Origin of the sequence: Thermovibrio sp. (genome assembly GCA_015488335.1) — a bacterium.
GTDB lineage: Bacteria > Aquificota > Aquificia > Desulfurobacteriales > Desulfurobacteriaceae > Balnearium.
The window spans coordinates 1-19,012 of the sequence record WFNZ01000044.1; the positions used below are offsets into that span (position 1 = coordinate 1).

The window sequence follows — 19,012 nt, forward strand, 5'->3', positions numbered from 1 at the left end:
GGCAGGGTTCTGGGGTTCTCTCTGCCCTTGTGGGGAGGAGAGCTCTCATGGTAGTTCCTAAGGGGGTAAAGAGTCTAAATAGGGGAGATTCAGTTGACCTTGTCCTCGTCAAGGGGCTCTGACCTTTTCTCCCTCATTTTTTCAAGAACTTCCGGGTCAATCCTGAGTTTTTCCACCCTGTGAACTTCTATCTCCTCTCCCGTTACCTCTATCAGCACTCCGCCGCTTCCGTCAAACTCCACTTCCCTTTCTGCTACAACTTTCCCGTCTTCATGCTCTTCATCTTCCGAAAAGGAAAACACTATCTGCTCGGTGCCGTCCTCTTTCTCAATAACTTTAACTTTCAGAATCATTGAAACTCCTAAAAGTGTTTAAACTACAACGAACCTTACTGTGAAAATCTTTCTGAAATCATCTTTTACGTCAAAGGCAATGCGTCTCTTTATCCCGATTTTCCTAAAGTTCATATTGACGTCTGGTGAAACGGCGTTTGTTCCGGCAGTTCCGTGGAAGGATGTGAACTCTACTCTGCTGTTTTTCGGGAGTTTAAACGTTCTGTTTGAGCTGACTAAAACGCTTCTTCCGTTGATGTTCAAGTTTACTGAGTAGGAAATGTTTGGTTTTAAAAATTCTTTTAAGTGTGAAATGATGTAGTCAAAACCAGGTTCAATTTCTACACTGTGGAGAGCAAAGAATTCTTTAAGGAGTAAAAGGTGGGTTTTAACTTTCAGCTCTAAGTTTGGCATCTGTTTTGACGTTTCAAGGCAGATGGCAGGAACGTTTGCCTCTTTGAGGCAGAAGTAGGTTAGCGATTTCCTCTGTTCAGGGTGTTTAGTTTTTGGTGAGAACGTATGGGTGTTGTAAACGGGAACTCTCCACTCCCTCTTTTTGAAGAACCTGTTAACCCTTTTAGAAACGAGCCTTGCCTCTTTTCCCAAGGAGAAGTTTCTGTACCTCTCCTCGTCTATCACGATGCACTGACCCCAGGCTCTTGGGTTTACGGAGTGGAAGCCAAAGCCGTCGTGGAGAGTTAAGAGGAGAGCTGGTTTTACCTCTTTTACATAGTTTTTCAGCCACTTAACCCTTTCGTAGTCCGGGTCTTTGGGGGAGAGGTGGGCAAACTTCCTGTTCATATCTCCGTTGTAGCCCCGCCTGTTGGCAAGGATTGAGACAAAGTTCATCCTGGGGGCGATGAAGAGCTCTCCTCTTTTCACCTTAACGTGCCTTAAGATTTCTGCCGCCTTATAGGCTCCCGGCTCGTTTCCGTGAATTCCCCCAACTATAAGGATTCTTCCCCCCTTTTTCTCTCCCTTCAGGTAGGTGTCCTGTATGGGGAAGGGGGGGAGCTCTATCTGAACCTTTGGCCGTTTGTGGCCGGCGAATGCATTTACCGGAAGGAATGGGAGGAGGGGAGCTCCTATCAGGGCTTTTATAAGTTCTCTTCTCCAAGGATTTTCCATTTGTTCCCCTCTTTTATTATATAAAGGATCTTATTTGCAGCGGAGCTATAGTTGTTAGACCTGTAATCAAGCCTCATCCTTACAACGTAAAGGTTTCCAAAGCTGAGTATCCTTCCATCTTTTGCTGCAGTTAGGTCTGTAATTCTAATTTTAATCCATTTCTTAAACTTTGTTATCCGCTTTTTGTATTTAATCCAGTCATTAAAGTTCCCTTTTTCCCATACGAAGTTTTTTGAATAGCAGTTAAGGTATGGTTCTATATCTTCAGGAGTCTCTTCCCACGCCTTTTTCCAGTGGAAGATAAAATTAATTAACGATTTCTGCTCAGATAAAAACTCCCTCTTTGTTGAGTAGCTCAGATGAGATACCACAATTACCGGAGTTCTTTTAGGGATGATGAGTTTTTTCAGAACCTTTAAATATTCATTTTTCAAGACTATGCAGCCGTTTGTGCTGTGTGGAGGCCTGTTGGGGTTGTCTGTTCCGTGTATCCAGATGCCGTGGCCGTCCCTTTTCAGGATTTTCCTGTCTAACAGGTTGGGATAGTTCAGAGGAAATGCTCCTATTCCGTAAATTGGCGGAAGGTTTGTTTTCCAGTAGAGGGGAAAGTAGATGCCTTCAGGGGTTCTCTGGTCTCCTTCCTCAAGTTTGTCCCCCGGCCTCTTTCCGGTTATGCAAGGAAACTTCCTGACAATAAAGGGAACTCCTTTGTCTATCTTTACTACGTAGAGAATTTCGTTTGTTTTATCAACTAAAATTGCTGGAAGGTTCTGGGGGAGTTCCAAAACGTTTGAGACCAGTTTTCCAGAGTAGAGCTTTTGAAGGAGCTCCCTCACCTTTCCATTCTCTCCGGCGTATGTGAGGAGAAGGAGCTGGAGCTTCAGTTTCTCTTCCTGAGGAAGGGAGTTTATCTCCTTCTGGAGCTGTTCCGGTGTGTATGAGCCGATGTTGGCTATTATCTCCTCAAGGGTTTTTCCGTATGAATTTGATAAGAGAGTAAAGAGAATGAGAAAACAGGCCAGAAGAAACCTCATCAAACTCTACCCCTCCGATGTGATGGGGCTATTTTACACCAGAGGGTTCCTATATTCCTGAAGAAATTTCATCAATTATCTCTTCCACGTCTTCTCTTTTTACCTCTTTCCTTGTTGCAAAGTCCTCAATCCTTCCAGAGAGCCAGAAGAGGTATTCTGCGTTTTTAAAGTCTTTTCTTATTCCTTTTCTCATAACCGGCCTGAAATAGCCTATAGGCCTTGACCAGAGCGTAACGTCGTCAGAACCGCACCTCACACACTCCGTTTTTCTACCAACCATCTTATGGCCACAGGAGTTGCACGTTGTGAGGAATGGAGTTTTCGTCAGGTACTGGATGGGGAAGTTCTCAATTATGCTGAAAATTAATCTCTCCTGCTCCTCAGGCTTCATCTCCTCGGCTGTGAACAGGTGCATTATGCTTCCGCCAGTTGCGTAAGACTGAAAGTGGGAATTGACGTCAATCTGTTTAAGCAGGTCTCCTTCCTGAAACGGTGCCTGAAAACCTGATGTTAAGAAAACTCTTCCAGTTTCAGGGTCTCCGTTTACGTAGATTTTGGGCCTAACCCTCGTCTCCATCCTCAACCTCCACCAGATCAAATATTTTCTCTCCGAACTTTTCAACAGATTCCTTTATAAACTCGTTAAGATTCGGGTCTTTTGAAATTTCTAAACTCCTACTGCCTTCCATAGCTTCTGCAAGGGCTCTTGCAAAGGAGAGGTCTTTCTGTGCCATTTTGCAGGCGGCGTTTTCGCTTGGGGCGTATTCTAAAGAGTAGAGAACCCTATCTCTCTCTATGAAGTAGTGGAGTTTTTCGTAGAGGTATTGGGCAATTGCGTGGGCGTAGTCCTTTGCTTCGCTGTTGAAAAGCCCCCCTCTGAAGCCTGCGTTTACCATTCCCTCGTGAACTCCAACGACCGAGAAGATGTTAAAGAGCGACCGGTCGTCTTTCTGGTAGAAGGAGAGGTAGGGAAACAGGTCGTTCCAGTGTTTCCTGAGCCACTCCCGTTTCCTCTGGAGAGCTCTTGCCCCAACGTCCATCGTGTAGTCAATCATCCTCTTTAGCAGGTCAAAGTCATCTTTTGCCAGAAAGAGTAGCCTGTTCATGTTTATTGCGTAAACGCCTATTCCACCTACGCCGCTTCCCGAGTGGAACGGGTTTGAACCTGTAACTGCCTCAACCTGAGATATGTTGAAAAGCATTCTGCAACAGTTTGAATAGATCATTCCCTCATCAAATGGTTTTATGTAGGGGTTTTTCTCCCTGTAGATGCTTGGCTTCTCAAAGGGCTCTTTTAGGTAGTTTTGAACGTAGAAACCCCCAAAATATTCACTCTCTTTAAGTAGCAGTTTCCAGGCAGGGTTGTTCCTGTCAAAGTCCTCCGTGATGTTTACAGTTATAAGGGGAAACGTAAAGGGATTTCCGTCTGCATCACCTCTTCTCATTGCCTTTATGAAGGCTGTGTTTATTCTGTCAAAGTAGTGGGCAGGTATCTGACTGTATGTAAAGTCAAGGAGTTTCCCTGCGTAGACAACCGGTTCGTTCTTCAGCCTGCTGTTTGGCTTTCCAAAGTCTAAGGTTATGTTTGAGAAGGGAGAGTTCCCGCTTCTGAAGGGCAGGTTTATGTTGTAGAGGAACTCCTGCCACAGGTTCTCAAGGTCGTAATCTGAGTAACTCTTTTTCCCTTCTTTCTCTAAGTAGTAGAGGTAACCGGCTGCAACTGTTGATAGGTCGTTAAGAGAGGTCGCACCGCTAACCTCTTGCGCCACAAGGCAGATGAGGTTCGCACACTGCATAAAGAGGGTTTCAAGTCTCTTTGGGGGAGCTGCCCTCCTTTCGTTCTTTGCGTTGCTCTGAAGCCCGTGGTATGCAATATCTTTAGCCGATAACCCTATGCAATAACTACTTAGGCGATAAGTTTGATGGTGATATGCCCAGCCCTCCTCGTGGTGGATTCTTACAGGGAGCCCTCTGTAGATAACATCAAAGAGGTAGTCTTTCATTACTTCGCCGACAACAACGTGTTCTAAAACGGGAATTCCCCTTACGAAATTTGCGTTGTTCCTTGAAACGTCGTCGTTGTCTATGAAGAGGTCTATCAGGCGGAAATACTTGTTATACACTGTTCTCCTCCACAGGGTAGAAGGGGTTAAACTGGTGCGGAAAAGATTTTAGCCCCTCCTTGATGGCCCTTTTGTCATCTTCTGAGAAGAGAGGGTACTCAACAGTTCTGAAGATTGTATAGGGAAGGGAGTATCTCTTTATCAGCTCTATTGTTAATTTCACTTTTTTAGAGTAGTTATAAACTGCTGAATCGTCTAAATCTTCTGATGAAAATAGCACTCTTTTAAAGCGTTTCAGCTGGTAAGGGGTATACTCATTTAGAAGGGGGATTTTTACATCTAAAGCCACTCCGTCTATTAACCGATTCTCTATCAGTTTTTCAAGTCTTTCAGGGTCTGTTCCGTTTGAGTCAAGCCTCACCGGAAATCCATATTCCTTTATAAACTTCAGTCCTTCTTCTATTTTCTCTTCTAAAGTTGGTTCTCCACCTGAAACAATTACCAGCTCAACGCCCAGGGCTTTGAACATTGAGAGTTTTTCAGAGAGCTCCCTCCAGTTCAGGTATTTCGGTTTTTCCTTAAAGTGGTGCCTGTTGTGGCACTGGTAGCAGTTGAGGTTGCACAGGTGAAAGTTTGTATAGAGAACTGCAGACATTACGCCGGGGTGGTCTCTGAAAGTTATTGGGGTGTCAACAGAGAGAAAGGGGGAGAGCTCCACTCCCTACCTCCTTGAGATTTATATAAAACAATATAACACTTGAGAAGTGGAGGGGAGCTCTCCGTTGAATGGTGTTTATCCGTCTTCTCTCCTCAGCTCCTCTGCCAGCCTGACAAGGTTTCTGAGAGCAGGGATAACCTCTTCCCAGCGTCTTGTTTTCAGTCCGCAGTCGGGGTTTACCCAGAAGTTCTCTTTGGGGATTACCCTGAGAGCTCTCTCTACAATCTCCTTCATCTCCTCAACTGTTGGAACGTAAGGGGAATGGATGTCCCACACTCCAAGGCCTATCTGTCTGTCAAAGTTGACCCTCTCAAAGGCCTCTATGATATCTCCCTTAGAGCGGGTAGCCTCAATGGAGATGACGTCAAAGTCCATCTCTAGGATGTAATCAATAATCTCCCCAAACTCAGAGTAGCACATGTGGGTATGAACCTGGGTTTCAGGTTTAACTGAAGAGTGGCAGAGGCGGAAAGATTTAACGGCCCAGTCAAAATAACCCTTCCAGTTTCTTCTCTTTATGGGAGCTTTTTCTCTGATTGCCGGCTCATCTATCTGGACGATTCCGATTCCTGCTTTCTCGTAGTCTGAAATCTCATCTTTCAGGGCTAAGGCTATCTGGTAGGCAACTTCTTCTGTTGGGATGTCTTCCCTTACATAGCTCCAGGCGATAATCGTTACGGGGCCTGTGAGCATTCCTTTAACAGGTTTTTCGGTTAGGCTCTGGGCAAAGGCTATCTCTTTAACTGTCATCTGGCCTTTTCTCTCAACGTCTCCGTAGATAATGGGAGGTCTGTAGCACCTTGTTCCGTAGGAGATAACCCAGCCGTTTCCGGTTGTTGCAATTCCCTTCATCTTCTCGGCGAAGAACTCAACCATGTCCGTCCTTTCAAACTCTCCGTGGACAAAGACGTCCAGGCCCAAGTCTTCCTGTATCTGGATAGCTTTTGCTATCTCTCCTCTTATAAAGGTGTCGTAGTCTTCCTGGGAGAGCTTTCCTTTCCTGTAAAGGAGTCTTATCCTTCTTACCTCTTCTGTTTGAGGGAACGAACCTATTGTTGTTGTTGGGAAGAGCGGGAGTTTAAACTTCTCCTTCTGAACCTTAACCCTCTCTCTGTACTCAGGCTTTCTGACAAAGTCGTCGTCCTTTAGAGAGGACACTCTTTCTCTGACGTGGGGGAGCTCCCCGAAAGGAGTACTGATTCCCTTAACCCACTCTTCTGCCTCTTCCGTTCTGCCTGAGAGTATGTCTCCGATGAGTTTTATCTCCTTCAGCTTCTCCTCGGCAAATGCAACCTTCTGAAGGAGTTCCTCAGGAAGCGTTGCCCCTGAAAGACTGACAGGTAGGTGGAAAAGTGGAGCTCCGTTTGTAATAACAACGTTCTCTCCCAGCTCTCTTATTAGCTCTGCCGTTTTAAAGAGGTTATTCCTCCATACGTTCCTTCCGTCAACAACTCCGGCAAAGAGGGTTTTGCCGTTTCTGTCTATCTCTTTAAGCTGTTTCAGATTCTCTCCCCTATCGTGGACAAGGTCAACGCCGACTCCCGAAACGGGTAAGTTGAAGAGAACATCCAATCTGTCTACGCTGTCGTAGTAGGTAAACAGGTTTACAGGGCAGTTTGACTTCTCAAAGAGGGAGTAGGCTTCTTCAACGGCCTTCCACTCCTCTCCTGAGAGTTCCAAAACGAAGGCCGGGTCGTCTAAGTGAAGGGACTTAAATCCTTTTGTGTTTGCGTACTCAACTGTAAGTTCTACCAACTCTTTTAGAGCTCCGGCAAAGTACTCAGGTTTTAAACCCTTGGAGAGTTTAAGGAAAGTAAGGGGACCGATAACGTGGACGTTTTCCTTTGCTCCTTCGTGTCTGTCCCAAACGGGTTTTGTCAGTTTGAACTGGGGTTTTTTACCTCCAAAGTCGGGAACTAAGTAGTGGTAGTTTGTGTTGAACCACTTTGTCATCTCAAGAGCGTTCTTGCCGCGGCATAAGTTGAAGTAGTCGTTCAGCGTTTCAGCCCTGTAGACTCCAAAGAGGAGCGCCGTGTCAACCATCGGGTCGTAGAGGGTCATCTCACCTTGAGGGTGAGAGTCTACAAACTGGCTGTAGGTTTCCTCTCTTTTCTCGTTGAGTTTTTTGATTCCTGAGAGGAGCTCCTCTTCACTGACTTTTCCGGCCCAGTAGCCTTCAATGAGCCGTTTAAACTCTCTCTGCTTCCCCAGTCTCGGGAAGCCGTAAGCGTAAGTCTTCATGCTACTACCTCCTGTGGGTGTTTTGGTTTTAACACCCGCAGGAGCTCCAAGGCGGGAAAAGAAAAAGGAATACCCTCTCCTTTCCCGCGCCCCGAACCCCCGCAGGACGCGAAGGGGTGGGTCTTCCCACCCATCACGGGCCGGTCTCCCGGCTTGCAGGGTTTATCAGGTCAGTGCCTTCCCAGAGCGGCGGCTTTTCACCTTTCCACTCCAGTGGCAAAGACCCAGTTCTTTCCCTGCTCACGGTTGCGAGGACAGCGCCGGACTTTCACCGGACTTCCCGTTCACCCGTGACGGACAACAATTTATGCAGGGAAGGTTTGGAAGGCTACTTCTTTTTCTTCTGGAAAAGGGGGTCTAAGTTCTCGTAGAGTTCATCAAGGAGATACCAGAGAAATGCGAATCCTATAATCATTAGTATGATTAAGTTGAAGGACATATTTCCCCCACTTTTATTCCCTTTTAGATACCCCGTTCCACTATTAAAATTATAGTCAAACCGTTAGGAGGTTGTTTAATTGGAAATTAAGATAGGAAAGGGAAGGATCTATCTTGAACTACCAAACGGAGAAGAGGCTTTTATAACTTTTGGTGTGGATGAGGAGAAGAAGGTTGTAGTTGTAAGTACAACTTACGTTCCAGAGAGCCAGAGGGGTAAAGGAATTGCCGGTAAACTTTCGGCAAAACTTGTTGAGTTTGCAGATGAAAACGGTTATAAGATCTATCCCCTGTGTTCCTATACTCAGAAATACCTTGAGAGGAAAAGGCCAGACCTTATAGCGGAGAATAGATAGTGGAAGTTGTAGTAACAACAGATAGAAACCCCACTCCTGAGATGGTAGATGAAGCTGAACAGCTGGCAGAGAAGTTAGGAGCTCCCCTCGTTAAACGGCGCCACAACACGATAAACGCCATAAAAAAGCGATTCGGAAAGAACGTTTTAGTTGTTAACAGAGACCTGACACTGACCCTTCACACATTGAAAGGTCAAAAGCTTTTTTTTCACCCCGGTCTTTTTAAAATAAGGCTCCTCAATTACCTTTCCGGCGGAAAAGAGGCGATGGTTGAGGCTATGGACTTAAAGGAGGGAGAGACTGTTTTGGACTGTAATTTAGGACTTGCTCAGGACGCCCTGATGGCTGCCTTTGTAAGTAAAAGAGAGGTTGTTGGAGTTGAAAAAGACCCGGTTATTTACGAGATAGTGAAAAGAGGGCTTGAAAAATACAAACCGAAAGGGAAGTTAAAGGTTGCTGAGTTTGCCTTTAAACTGATTAAGCCTGTTCTTGGAGACAACTACGAGTTTCTCAAATCCCAGCCTAATAAATCATACGATATCGTCTATTTCTCTCCCATGTTTATTAAACCCAAGTGGCACTGTAGTGTAATGTCTCCTTTTAGAGAAGTTGCAGTTAAAGACTTCATTTCTCCCGAAACCCTTAAGGAAGCCGAGAGGGTTGCGAGGAAAAGGGTTGTTATAAAGGTGAACAGAGGGGTTAAAGAGCTCTTTCCCTTTCTGAGGGATTACAGGGTTCAGGGGAGCTCCACAAACGTAGAATACCTTTACAAAGAGCTTTAGGCTGAGTTCGTGTTAATTCCCCTCTTTTCAAAGTAGTATACAGCGTATGGCTAAGCAGTCATTCTGACTATACGATAGTGAAGAATCACCAGTTATTACCTTTTATTACCTTACTTTTCTCTTGAAATTTCCCTTGGGTTCTGTTCAGCGGAGTTGAAGTTCCCCCTTTAACCTGCCTAAATCATAGGCTAATTCTCTGTATTAGTGAGGTTGCTGACGAAGAGTTAATAAATTCATGAAACAATAATAATTGATGTGCTGTAAACTTTTCCTTGATGTAGAACTTGAGTGAAACCCCTCTGCAGTGATTAAATAGACAGTTGTCAAACCGGGAAAGGAGGCGCAATGAACAGAATAACAGTCGTTAAAAGGAAGGGGAACAGGGAGCCTCTCAACATTGAGAAGATAAGGAAAGTTATCAGCTGGGCGGCTGAAGGGCTGAACGTCAACACGCTGAAACTTGAGGCCAAGCTCAAGCTCCACTTCTTTGACGGTATAACAACTCGCCAGATTCATGAGGCCGTTATAAACACTGCCCTTCAGCTTACAACACCGGAAGAACCCGACTGGAGAATACTTGCTGGAAGGCTCTTTATCTTCAACCTCTACAAAGAAGTTTCAATCAGAAGGGGAACCAGTAAGCTGGCCTACGTTGGAGGGGGAAAGGAGTATTTGAGAGTTGTTAAAGATTTGGTTGAGAAGGGGCTCTACACTGAGGAGCTCCTTAAGAACTACACAGAGGAAGAACTTATAGAGGCCGGAGATTACTTAAAACTTGAGTACGATTTCCTCTACGACTACGCCGGTGCAAACCTCCTTGCAAAAAGGTACCTCTGCATCTACGAGGATTTTCCCATAGAGCTCCCACAGGAGATGTTCATGACCATCTCCCTCATGCTTGCAATAAACGAGCCTAAAGAGAGAAGGTTAGAGATTGCCAAACACTTCTACGACCTTATAGCAGGAAAAAAACTCTCCCTTGCAACTCCTATACTTATCAACCTCCGCCGCCCCAACGGAAACCTCTCCTCCTGCTTCATAACAGCAATGGACGACAACCTTGACTCCATTATGTATACGGCCAACCAGGTTGCCCAGATATCAAAGAGGGCTGGCGGAGTGGGAGTAAATCTCTCCCGGATAAGAGCACAGGGTTCCTGGATTAAAAAGGTGTTCGGTGCAAGCGGCGGAATCGTTCCCTGGACGAAAATCCTTAACGACGTTGCCGTTGCGGTGAATCAGGAAGGGAAAAGGGCAGGAGCTGTTACCGTTGCTTTAGACGTGTGGCACTTAGATATCTACGACTTCTTAGAGCTGAAAACGGAGAACGGAGACCTGAGGCGTAAAGCTTTTGATATTTTCCCTCAGGTTGTTGTTCCAGACCTCTTTATGGAGAGGGTGAAGTTTGACCAAGAGTGGCTCCTTGTAGATCCTTACGAGGTTGAGAGGAAGTTCGGCTACAAACTCTACGAACTCTGGGGAGAGGAGTTTGAGAAAGCCTACATGCACATAGAGGCAGAGAGCGATAAACTGAAGCTGAAAAAGAAGGTAAGGGCGAAGGAGCTCCTTAAAGAAATTCTCAAAACACAGGTTGCAACCGGTCTACCCTACATCTTCTTTAAAGACACTGCAAACAGGCTCAATCCCTTAAAGCACGACGGCTACATAGGAAACGGAAACCTCTGTATGGAGAGCTTCTCAAACTTCAGGCCTTCCAAAGGCTTTAAAACCTATATGAAAGATGGAAAGATAGTTAGCGAGATAGAGGAACCCGGCCTTGTTCACACCTGCAACCTTCTCTCTATTAACCTTGCAAATATTGAAAACGATGAGGAACTTGAAGAGGCCGTTAGGGCTGCAGTGAGAATTCTTGACAACACGATAGAGCTCACGGCTCCGCCCATTTTAGAGAGTAAACTCCACAACGACAGGTATAGAACAATCGGAATAGGGACTTTAGGACTTGCAGATTACCTGGCAAAGAGAGAAATACCCTACGGCAAGCAGTCTTTAGGCGTGATAGATGAACTCTACGAAAAAATTGCCTACTACGGGATAGACGAGAGTATAAACCTTGCAAAGGAGAGGGGAGTTTTCCCTGCCTACGAGGGTTCAGACTGGAGCAGGGGAGTGATAATTGGGAAAGACGCAGAGTTCCTTTCTGAGAAGACCCATTTAAAGGCGAAATGGTTAGAGCTCCTTTCAAAGCTCAAAAAGTACGGAATCAGAAACGGCCAGCTCTTTGCGATAGCTCCCAACACAAGCTCAGGGCTCCTTCAGGGGGCAACTCCAGGAGTCCTGCCGCCTTTCTCAAGGTTCTACATAGATAAAAACCAGAAGCAGGCGGTTCCCATCTGTCCTCCTTACATAAAGGAGAGGTTCTGGTTCTACAGGGAAAGCAAGTTTATGGACCAGAAAGAGGTTATTGACGTAATCTCAACGATCCAGAAGTGGGTTGACAGCGGGATATCAATGGAGCTCCTTTTTAACCTCAACCTCGGAATCAGGGCAAAGGACATCTACGAAACCGTTATGTACGCCTGGGAAAAGGGGATAAAGACCATCTACTACGTAAGGACAGTTCAGAAAGACAGTCAGGGAGCCCTTAATAAAGAGGAGTGCATTGCCTGTGCAAATTAGTTTGAATCAGGACGGAAGACGTGATATATTTAGAATGTGAGATTATAGAAACAAATACGTTAAAGATTATGGGAGGCTCCCCCTCCCAACATTACTTGTCCGGGAGGCTCCCCCTCCCGCTACTACCTTCAATTCCAAGAGGTGGCCGGTGAAAACGGCCATTTACGTTGATTTTGATAACATCTACGGTGGAATTCTTGACAAGTTAGGAATTCCTGCAGATCAAAAACTTCAGAGAAAAGTAACAAATTTTCAGATTCATTTTCTAAAAGAAGTTTTCTCTAAGTTTTTCCGTCAACTGAAAGAAACATTAATTATGGTAGAGCCAACACATAAGTCCAATCACAATCCGCTCTGTATAAAGGTCTTTGCAGAATATGAAAATCTACCTCTTTCAACGAGATTTTCTCCAAGTATGCCTATCTTCCTTTACAATATTGGTGTTGTTCCTGTTAACCCTTTCATTGCTTCATCAAAGAAGAAAAAAAATAGAAATGCCGCTGATGTATCCCTGGTTTTGACTGCCATTGAAGATCTTATTGTAAAGTTAATACCTGCAGATGCTGTTATTATCTGTACATGTGATATTGACCTTTATCCTTTAATTCTCTGGTTGAGGGAGCACACCGGAAAAGAGATAATTCTTGGAGGGTTTCCGGATAGAACGAGTCGTTTGTATGATGCAGTTCTTGTAGGGAGGCGTTTAGAGCTTGATTACTATTTGGTAGAGGCAATAAGAGAGGTTTTTTACTCTTTTAACAATCCTGAAATTGCTGAAGACTGGTTGTTTCAGTTAAAGGAGAACGATTTTGAGTTCTTGAAGAACCTGATGGGTAGGTTTAAGCTATCGGAAAACTTACTGGTGAATAGATATAAATTGGAGCTCCTGAAGAAAGAAAGAGAGAAAATAGTTGAAACTGGGGAACTGGAAGAGGAATTAGTTGAAGTGTGCAAAGAGTTTAGTTCTAAACTCTTAGAAGGACTAAAAGACTGGCTGGAAAAACACGAATATGCCTCAACAGGTCTAATAGTTAAAAATTGGTTACCAAGGTGGAAACTCAATATTGATATTTCAGAGGCAAATGAATGTTTAAGAAGGATAATAGAGGATAAAGAACTCTTAGCAGAAAAAATTTAGTTTTTGAAATGTAAGATACAGAAAATGGTTTTATTAAAGGTAGATTTTTGAAGTTAGAACCAAACTCTGGGGGTAGTGATGTCTGATCTAAAGAAAGAGCTTATGAAACCCCGTCCGATATTTAACCCTGAAGGGAACGACGACCCTGCAAAGAGAGGGATCCTTCACGGAGATACAACAAACATATTTAACCTGAACGTTATTAAGTATGAGTGGGCTCCAAAGCTCTACCGTGTTATGATGGCAAACTTCTGGATCCCTGAAACTGTTGACCTTACTCAAGACGTTCAGGACTACAAGGAGCTCACAGACGATGAGAGGCAGGCCTACGACGAGATACTTTCCTTCCTTGTCTTCCTTGACTCCATTCAGACAACAAACATTCCAAATATAGCCGCCTACGTAAAGGCTCCTGAGATAACAATTGACCTGTCAATCCACGCCTACCAGGAAGCCATCCACTCACAGAGCTACGGCTACACAATTGAGTCTGTTGTTCCAGCAGAGAAGAGGGAAGAGGTCTACTACTGGTGGAAGAAAGACCCGATTCTCTTTGAGAGGAACAAGTACATTGCAGACATCTACCAAAAGTTCCTGGAAGACCCTACTATGGAAAACTATGGAGAGGTTTTGGTTGGGAATTATTTGCTTGAAGGGCTTTACTTCTACAACGGGTTTATGTTTTTCTACAACCTTGCCTCAAGGAACCTGATGCAGGGAACGGCAGACATAATCAGGTACATAAACAGGGACGAGCTTACCCACGTTATTCTTTTTGAACACTTTATGAAAGACCTTACAGATGAAGGGTTTAAGAAGTACCTGACGAAGGATAAAATCTACGAGATGTTTAAAATTGCCGTAGATCAGGAGCAGCGGTTCAGCAAGAAAGTTATAGGGAACAGAATCCTTGGAATGAACGAACAGTCTATTGAGGACTACACCTATTACATAGCCAACAAGAGATTGAAGGCCTTAGGGCTTGAGCCTATTTTCCCTGATAGCCCCAACCCTTACGAACACCTTGAAAGGATTGCCGATACAGGCGGAGAGGGCAACGTTAAGGCAAACTTCTTTGAGGCAACCGTTACAAGTTACAACCAGGCAAGTGCTGTTGAGGGGTGGGACGAGATTTAGTCTGTGGAGAGCTCCTCTGGAGAGGGGAGCTCCCTCTTTACCACCTTATGTTTCCTTAACTGCTTGTTCTGATACATCCTTTCGTCAGCTATCTCTATTACTTCTTTAGCTGTAATGCTGTCTTTTGGTATCTCGGCAATGCCGTAGCTCATAGAGATACCAAATCTCATAAACTCTCTTTCCAGTTTGTTTCTTAAATCTTCTAACCTTCTATTAAGGCTTTCGCAGTCAACGTTTTTCGCTATTACCAGAAACTCATCTCCTCCCAATCTTGCGATTACGTCACTTTTCCTGAAGAAGAGTTTGAATATAGAGGCAACTTTCTTTAAAACTGTATCTCCTACGGAGTGGCCAAATGTGTCGTTTACTGTTTTAAAGTTGTCAAGATCTATATAGACTACGCAGATGTTGTTTTTAGGATTTCTGTTTCTTTTAATTTCTTCCGTTTCCTTATCAAGATAAGAAAGGGCAAATGCTCTGTTGAACAGGCCAGTTAAAGGGTCTTTTACAGATATATTGTAGATTTCAAACGTAATGTCTTTCGCTGTTTTTGAGAGAAAGTAACTTACTATAACTACTAACAGGTAACTAAACATTAGCTCCAAAAGTACTTGATCACTTTTTATCCCCTGAATGCTGTTTATAGGGAGAATTTTTAGTAGATCTTTCTTAGTTAGAAACGTTAGTGTAAAACCAAAAATTAAGGGTAGATTCCAGGGGATTACAGATCTATATCCCCTTGTAAAGGCGACTATAAAAGGATAGGCAGTTAGACCGAAGATAGAGTCTATATTTTCCCCTTTTGATAGGGCAAATAAGAAGGAGATGAGGCCGCTCATGATTAGAAATATTGTTATATTTATCTCATTCTTAAGCTTAAGGAAAACTATAAGATTTAATGTTATTAGAATAGCTCCTAACATTTCAACATAATAGAATACGTTGGTAAGGTTCTTATGGATATAAAAATCAACTAAGATGTCAAATGACAGGAACAGAATAAATATCAGTGAGAAAATAACGAATGCTTTTGCTCTAAATCTGAAATCGCTATTTTCTACTATGTTTTCTCTTATCATGATTTTTAACCTTTCTAAGTTTAAAGTGCTTCTATCTTTGTTAATTTAACGAGAGCAGTTACCTTTTCTGGTCTGCAAAGTTTCGTTCCTTCCTCCGTTACTGTTGCTGTTCCACAGGCTACGCCAAACTGCAGAGCCTCAGGTATCCCTTTTCCCGAATAGAGTGCGTAGGCGAACCCCCCAACTAAGGAATCTCCTGCTCCTACTGTATTTTTAACCTCAACCCTTGGCGGAACTGCCCGGAAAACTCCGTCATCTGATACGCAGAGAGCTCCGAACTCCCCTAAGGATACTATAACGACTTTTACTCCCCTGTTTCTGACGCTCTCTGCAGCTTCTACTATGTCTTCTAAGGAGTAGAGCGGGTGGCCAACAAGCCTTTCAAGTTCATATTTGTTTGGTTTTATTGCAAAAGGACCTTTCTCAACGGCTTTTTTAAGGAGCTCCCCGTCGGCATCAACTATCACCTTTGTTTTTGTTCCTTTATAGTTCTCTACTATTTCCCCGTAGAACGTTTCCCTTATTCCCGGCGGAATACTTCCTCCTAAGATTAAAACTTCCGGCTCATAACACGTGCAGACCGTCTCTTTAAGTTTTTCCAGCTCTTCTTCTGTTAGGGGAGCTCCCCTTGCTGCAATAAGTATATGTTTCCCTTTTGCCTTCTGTTCTAAAATTGTATTGACTCTCGTTTCGGCAGAAATGTCAACAATTATGGATGAGACTCCCTCTTTCTCAAGGAGCTCCTTCACACACCTTCCTATACAGCCTCCAAGGGGCAGTGCAAGGTAGGATTCGTCGCAAAAGCGGGCAATAACCCTTGCGGCATTTACCCCCTTTCCTCCCGGAGAGAGTAGAGGGTTTTCAACCCTATTGGTGTCGTCCTCTTTCAAAACTCCCGTGTAGTAGTAAACGTCAAGGCACGGATTTGGACAGAGAGAGAGTAACATTCCCTCCTCACTTTTCCCTCTTCTCAAAGAGAGCTTTTATCTTCGGCCATAGAACTTCCCATTCTCCGTAGGCTGCCTCAATTACACCCATAACAGGGTCTTCTTCAGACCAGTTTTCCAGTGAAAAAGAGTCAAGAATCTCTTTCAAGAACTCTTTAAGTGCCTCTTTAAAGGCTTCCGGCTCGTGTCTTTCCCGAACTTCGAAAATGGTTTTAGATAGGGCCTCCTCCCTGCTGAGGCCCTCGTTTAAATATTTCTCGTAAGTTTCCTTTAGGTCTTTCTTTGCCTTCTCCAACTCTACATCTCTCTCTTAACCTTTTCTATAGTATAGCACTCTATGATGTCTCCCACCTTGATGTCGTTGAAGTTCTCAAGACCTACACCACATTCGTATCCTGCTGGAACTTCTTTAACGTCCTCTTTAAACCTCTTGAGGGAAGCTATTTTTCCGTCGTAGATAACTACTCCGTCCCTTACAAGGCGGACGTTTGCGTTTCTCCTTATAACTCCATCCCTTACGTAGCAACCTGCAACTGTTCCAACCTTTGGAACTTTAAACGTTGCACGGACTTCGGCAGACCCGAGGTAAACCTCTTTTTCCTCTGGCTCTAAAAGACCTTCCATAGCCTTCTTAATCTCGTCAACTATGTCGTAGATGACCCTGTATGTCCTTACATCAACCTTTTCCCTCTCTGCCGCCTTACGGGCTGCTGAGTCTGGGCGGACGTTGAAGCCTATAACGATTGCGTTTGAAGCTGCTGCGAGCATTACGTCGTTCTCTGTTATGGGGCCAACACCTGCGTGGATCACGTTTACCTTAACCTCGTCGGTTGAGAGCTCTTCTAAGGACTTCCTTATGGCCTCTATTGAACCCTGGGCATCTGCTTTGAGAACAACGTTGAGCTCCTTGACCTCTCCTGCCTGCATTTGGCTGAAGAGGTCTTCAAGGCTGACTCTCTTTTCCCTCTCAAGGGCAGACTGTCTTGCAAGTTCCTGCCTTTTTGCCGCTATCTCCCTTGCCTTCTCCAAGGACTCAACTACGTAGAACTTGTCTCCTGCAAGGGGAACGTCCTCAAGGCCTAAGATTTCAACCGGCGTTGCAGGGCCTGCCTCCTTAACAGGTCTTCCCTTATCGTCAAACATTGCTCTCACTTTTCCGGCGTAGAGGCCAGCAACGATGGCGTCTCCAACTTTTAACGTTCCGTTCTGAACTAAGAGCGTTGCAACAGGGCCTCTCTTCTTGTCCAGCTTGGCCTCTAATACAACTCCTCTTGCAGGCTTGTTGGGGTTGGCCTTCAGTTCCATTATGTCTGCCTGGAGGGCTATCATCTCAAGGAGCTCGTCAACTCCCTCTCCCGTTTTGGCAGATACCGGAACCATTACTGTATCACCGCCCCAGTCTTCAGGGATGAGGCCGTGCTGTGTCAGTTCCTGCTTGACCCTTTCGGGGTTTGCTCCCGGTTTATCTATCTTGTTTATTGCAACAATTATCGGAACTCCTGCAGCCTTTGCGTGGTTAATGGCTTCAACCGTCTGGGGCATTACGCCATCGTCTGCTGCAACCACAAGAACTGCAATGTCTGTTACCTGAGCTCCCCTTGCCCTCATAGCCGTAAAGGCTTCGTGGCCGGGAGTATCAAGGAATACGAGTTTCTTCTTTCCTTCGCTGGTCTCTGCTTCAACTACAGAAGCTCCTATGTGCTGCGTGATTCCTCCAGCTTCCCTCTCTGCAACTCTTGTGTTCCTTATGTAGTCAAGGAGGGTTGTTTTCCCGTGGTCAACATGTCCCATAACTGTGATGACGGGAGGCCTTGGCTGGAGGTCTTCTTCCCTGTCTGGGGTCTCCTGGAGCTCCGCTTCAAGGGCAGCCTCTTCCTCTTCAGCACCTTCAAGCTTAACTACCTTTCCGTACTTCTCTGCAACTTTCTGAGCAGTTTCAAAGTCTATCGGCTGGTTGATTGCGACGAACTTTCCAAGAGCTATTAAGTCCTGAAGAAGCTGGTTTGGTTCAACTCCAAGCTTCTCCGCAAACTCACGGACGGAGATAACTTCTGGAATGACAACGGTTTTAGCCCTTTCCTCTTCCTCAATGAGTCTCTGGAGCTGTTCCTCTTCAGAGAGCTCCTCAAAGGGCACCTCTTCAACAACTTCCTCTTTCTTTTTCTTCTTCCTCTTTTTCTTCTTTGCCCTGTTTTTTTCCTCAATTCTCCTCATGAGCTCTTCAAACTTCTTCTGATCCTCAAGCTCCTTCTGTTCCCTCTTCTTCTGGGCAAGTATCTCTTCCTGTGTTCTCGGTTTCTCTTTCTCTTTTTCACGGGCCTCTTTTGTTGAGGCTACCAACTTCTCAAGCTGTTCCCTCGTAACCTTTTCATCAACAGGTTTTCCGGCAGGCTTCCTCTGAGACCTTTCATGGCGCCTTCTTTCCCTCTGCTGGCGGGGAGCTCTCTCTCTCCTTTCCCTGGGCTGGCGCTTTTCCCCTTCTTCTCTCCTTGGTCTTCTGCGGCGCCTCCTCCTTGCAAGCTCCTCTGGAGAGAGGATTCTTACCTCAGAACTCTTCTTAGGTCTCTCTTCTCTCTTCTCTTCTGCCGGCTTCTCTACTTTTTCTTCTGGTTTTTTCTCCTCTTTAGCTTCAACAGTTTCCTTCTTCTCAACTGTCTCTTCCGGAACTTTTACCTCTTCCTTCTGCTCCTCTTTTGGTTGAGTCTCAACAGCCTCAACCGGGAGCTCCTCTCTCTTCTCACGAACTGGAGGAGCCTTCTCTTCCTCTTTTTTCTCAACTACTACAACAGGCTGCAGGAACTCTTTAACTATTCTTACCTGCTTTTCATCAAGACTTGACTGAGCACTCTTTACGTTTATGTCAAGCTCTTCTCTAAGTTTCTCTATGAGCTCTTTTGAGGACATTCCGAGCTCTTTTGCAAGCTGATGAACCCTTACCTTTGCCAAAACGAAACCTCCTGAAACGGTTAAGCCTTAATA

Annotated in this window: 17 protein-coding genes and 1 riboswitch; of the genes, 6 read left to right on the forward strand and 11 right to left on the reverse strand. The window is 44.8% G+C overall.

The window, feature by feature from the left end; translation table 11 throughout:
• Positions 1-47: 47 nt before the first annotated feature.
• A complete protein-coding gene (locus tag F8H35_RS05220) occupies positions 48-122 on the forward strand; it encodes a hypothetical protein (protein WP_472572517.1) in 75 nt (24 codons plus the stop codon).
• Here F8H35_RS05220 and F8H35_RS05225 read toward each other — a convergent pair.
• From F8H35_RS05225 to metE, 7 genes are all read right to left on the reverse strand, one after another.
• Complete coding sequence (locus F8H35_RS05225; protein WP_472572490.1) at positions 90-353, reverse strand: hypothetical protein; 264 nt, start codon at positions 351-353, stop codon at positions 90-92. The two genes, F8H35_RS05220 and F8H35_RS05225, sit on opposite strands and share 33 nt — an antisense overlap.
• A gap of 18 nt (positions 354-371) precedes the next feature.
• A complete protein-coding gene (locus F8H35_RS05230; protein WP_472572491.1) occupies positions 372-1,460 on the reverse strand; it encodes a M99 family carboxypeptidase catalytic domain-containing protein in 1,089 nt (362 codons plus the stop codon).
• Positions 1,430-2,494 carry a L,D-transpeptidase family protein gene (locus F8H35_RS05235; protein ID WP_472572492.1) on the reverse strand — a complete coding sequence of 355 codons (1,065 nt, stop codon included), beginning with the start codon at positions 2,492-2,494 and terminating at the stop codon, positions 1,430-1,432. Before F8H35_RS05235 ends, F8H35_RS05230 begins: the two co-directional genes overlap by 31 nt.
• Positions 2,495-2,543: 49 nt before the next feature.
• Positions 2,544-3,071, reverse strand: a complete 528-nt coding sequence (gene nrdD, locus F8H35_RS05240; RefSeq protein WP_472572493.1) for an anaerobic ribonucleoside-triphosphate reductase — start codon at positions 3,069-3,071, stop codon at positions 2,544-2,546.
• Positions 3,055-4,617, reverse strand: coding sequence for an anaerobic ribonucleoside-triphosphate reductase (nrdD, locus tag F8H35_RS05245; RefSeq protein ID WP_472572494.1), 1,563 nt, complete (start codon positions 4,615-4,617; stop codon positions 3,055-3,057). Before nrdD (F8H35_RS05245) ends, nrdD (F8H35_RS05240) begins: the two co-directional genes overlap by 17 nt.
• Positions 4,610-5,275, reverse strand: coding sequence for a radical SAM protein (locus tag F8H35_RS05250; RefSeq protein ID WP_472572495.1), 666 nt, complete (start codon positions 5,273-5,275; stop codon positions 4,610-4,612). Before F8H35_RS05250 ends, nrdD (F8H35_RS05245) begins: the two co-directional genes overlap by 8 nt.
• A 75-nt stretch (positions 5,276-5,350) precedes the next feature.
• Positions 5,351-7,516, reverse strand: a complete 2,166-nt coding sequence (metE, locus tag F8H35_RS05255; protein WP_472572496.1) for a 5-methyltetrahydropteroyltriglutamate--homocysteine S-methyltransferase — start codon at positions 7,514-7,516, stop codon at positions 5,351-5,353.
• 121 nt (positions 7,517-7,637) lie between these two features.
• Positions 7,638-7,823: riboswitch (cobalamin riboswitch) on the reverse strand.
• Positions 7,824-8,034: 211 nt separating this feature from the next.
• On the opposite strand from metE, the gene F8H35_RS05260 reads away from it, so the two are divergent.
• From F8H35_RS05260 to F8H35_RS05280, 5 genes are all read left to right on the forward strand, one after another.
• A complete protein-coding gene (locus F8H35_RS05260) occupies positions 8,035-8,310 on the forward strand; it encodes a GNAT family N-acetyltransferase (protein ID WP_472568676.1) in 276 nt (91 codons plus the stop codon).
• Entirely contained in the window at positions 8,310-9,092 is a 783-nt protein-coding gene (locus tag F8H35_RS05265; RefSeq protein ID WP_472572497.1) for a class I SAM-dependent methyltransferase, read from the forward strand. Before F8H35_RS05260 ends, F8H35_RS05265 begins: the two co-directional genes overlap by 1 nt.
• Before the next feature lie 345 nt (positions 9,093-9,437).
• Entirely contained in the window at positions 9,438-11,732 is a 2,295-nt protein-coding gene (locus F8H35_RS05270) for a ribonucleoside-diphosphate reductase subunit alpha (protein WP_472572498.1), read from the forward strand.
• Between the two features lie 148 nt (positions 11,733-11,880).
• Positions 11,881-12,870 (forward strand): NYN domain-containing protein, encoded by a 990-nt coding sequence (locus tag F8H35_RS05275; protein WP_472572499.1) that lies wholly within the window; start codon positions 11,881-11,883, stop codon positions 12,868-12,870.
• Between the two features lie 102 nt (positions 12,871-12,972).
• The gene (locus tag F8H35_RS05280; protein WP_472572518.1) at positions 12,973-14,007 is read left to right on the forward strand and encodes a ribonucleotide-diphosphate reductase subunit beta; all 1,035 of its coding nucleotides are present in this window, start codon (positions 12,973-12,975) and stop codon (positions 14,005-14,007) included.
• Here F8H35_RS05280 and F8H35_RS05285 read toward each other — a convergent pair.
• The 4 genes from F8H35_RS05285 to infB form a co-directional block, all read right to left on the reverse strand.
• Positions 14,004-14,846, reverse strand: a complete 843-nt coding sequence (locus F8H35_RS05285; RefSeq protein WP_472572500.1) for a GGDEF domain-containing protein — start codon at positions 14,844-14,846, stop codon at positions 14,004-14,006. The two genes, F8H35_RS05280 and F8H35_RS05285, sit on opposite strands and share 4 nt — an antisense overlap.
• Before the next feature lie 260 nt (positions 14,847-15,106).
• Positions 15,107-16,033 (reverse strand): 1-phosphofructokinase family hexose kinase, encoded by a 927-nt coding sequence (locus F8H35_RS05290; RefSeq protein ID WP_472572501.1) that lies wholly within the window; start codon positions 16,031-16,033, stop codon positions 15,107-15,109.
• Positions 16,034-16,040: 7 nt separating this feature from the next.
• A complete protein-coding gene (locus tag F8H35_RS05295; protein WP_472572502.1) occupies positions 16,041-16,328 on the reverse strand; it encodes a hypothetical protein in 288 nt (95 codons plus the stop codon).
• Between the two features lie 2 nt (positions 16,329-16,330).
• Entirely contained in the window at positions 16,331-18,979 is a 2,649-nt protein-coding gene (infB, locus tag F8H35_RS05300) for a translation initiation factor IF-2 (RefSeq protein WP_472572503.1), read from the reverse strand.
• Positions 18,980-19,012: the final 33 nt, after the last annotated feature.

Excerpts from the sequence above, each read along its gene's own strand:
- F8H35_RS05285 (WP_472572500.1), bottom strand. The coding sequence starts at position 14,846 with ATGAGCGGCCTCATCTCCTTCTTATTTGCCCTATCAAAAGGGGAAAAT.
- F8H35_RS05290 (WP_472572501.1), bottom strand. The coding sequence starts at position 16,033 with ATGTTACTCTCTCTCTGTCCAAATCCGTGCCTTGACGTTTACTACTAC.
- nrdD (WP_472572493.1), bottom strand. The coding sequence starts at position 3,071 with ATGGAGACGAGGGTTAGGCCCAAAATCTACGTAAACGGAGACCCTGAA.
- F8H35_RS05235 (WP_472572492.1), bottom strand. The coding sequence starts at position 2,494 with ATGAGGTTTCTTCTGGCCTGTTTTCTCATTCTCTTTACTCTCTTATCA.
- F8H35_RS05280 (WP_472572518.1), top strand. The coding sequence starts at position 12,973 with ATGAAACCCCGTCCGATATTTAACCCTGAAGGGAACGACGACCCTGCA.
- F8H35_RS05270 (WP_472572498.1), top strand. The coding sequence starts at position 9,438 with ATGAACAGAATAACAGTCGTTAAAAGGAAGGGGAACAGGGAGCCTCTC.
- F8H35_RS05230 (WP_472572491.1), bottom strand. The coding sequence starts at position 1,460 with ATGGAAAATCCTTGGAGAAGAGAACTTATAAAAGCCCTGATAGGAGCT.
- F8H35_RS05225 (WP_472572490.1), bottom strand. The coding sequence starts at position 353 with ATGATTCTGAAAGTTAAAGTTATTGAGAAAGAGGACGGCACCGAGCAG.
- metE (WP_472572496.1), bottom strand. The coding sequence starts at position 7,516 with ATGAAGACTTACGCTTACGGCTTCCCGAGACTGGGGAAGCAGAGAGAG.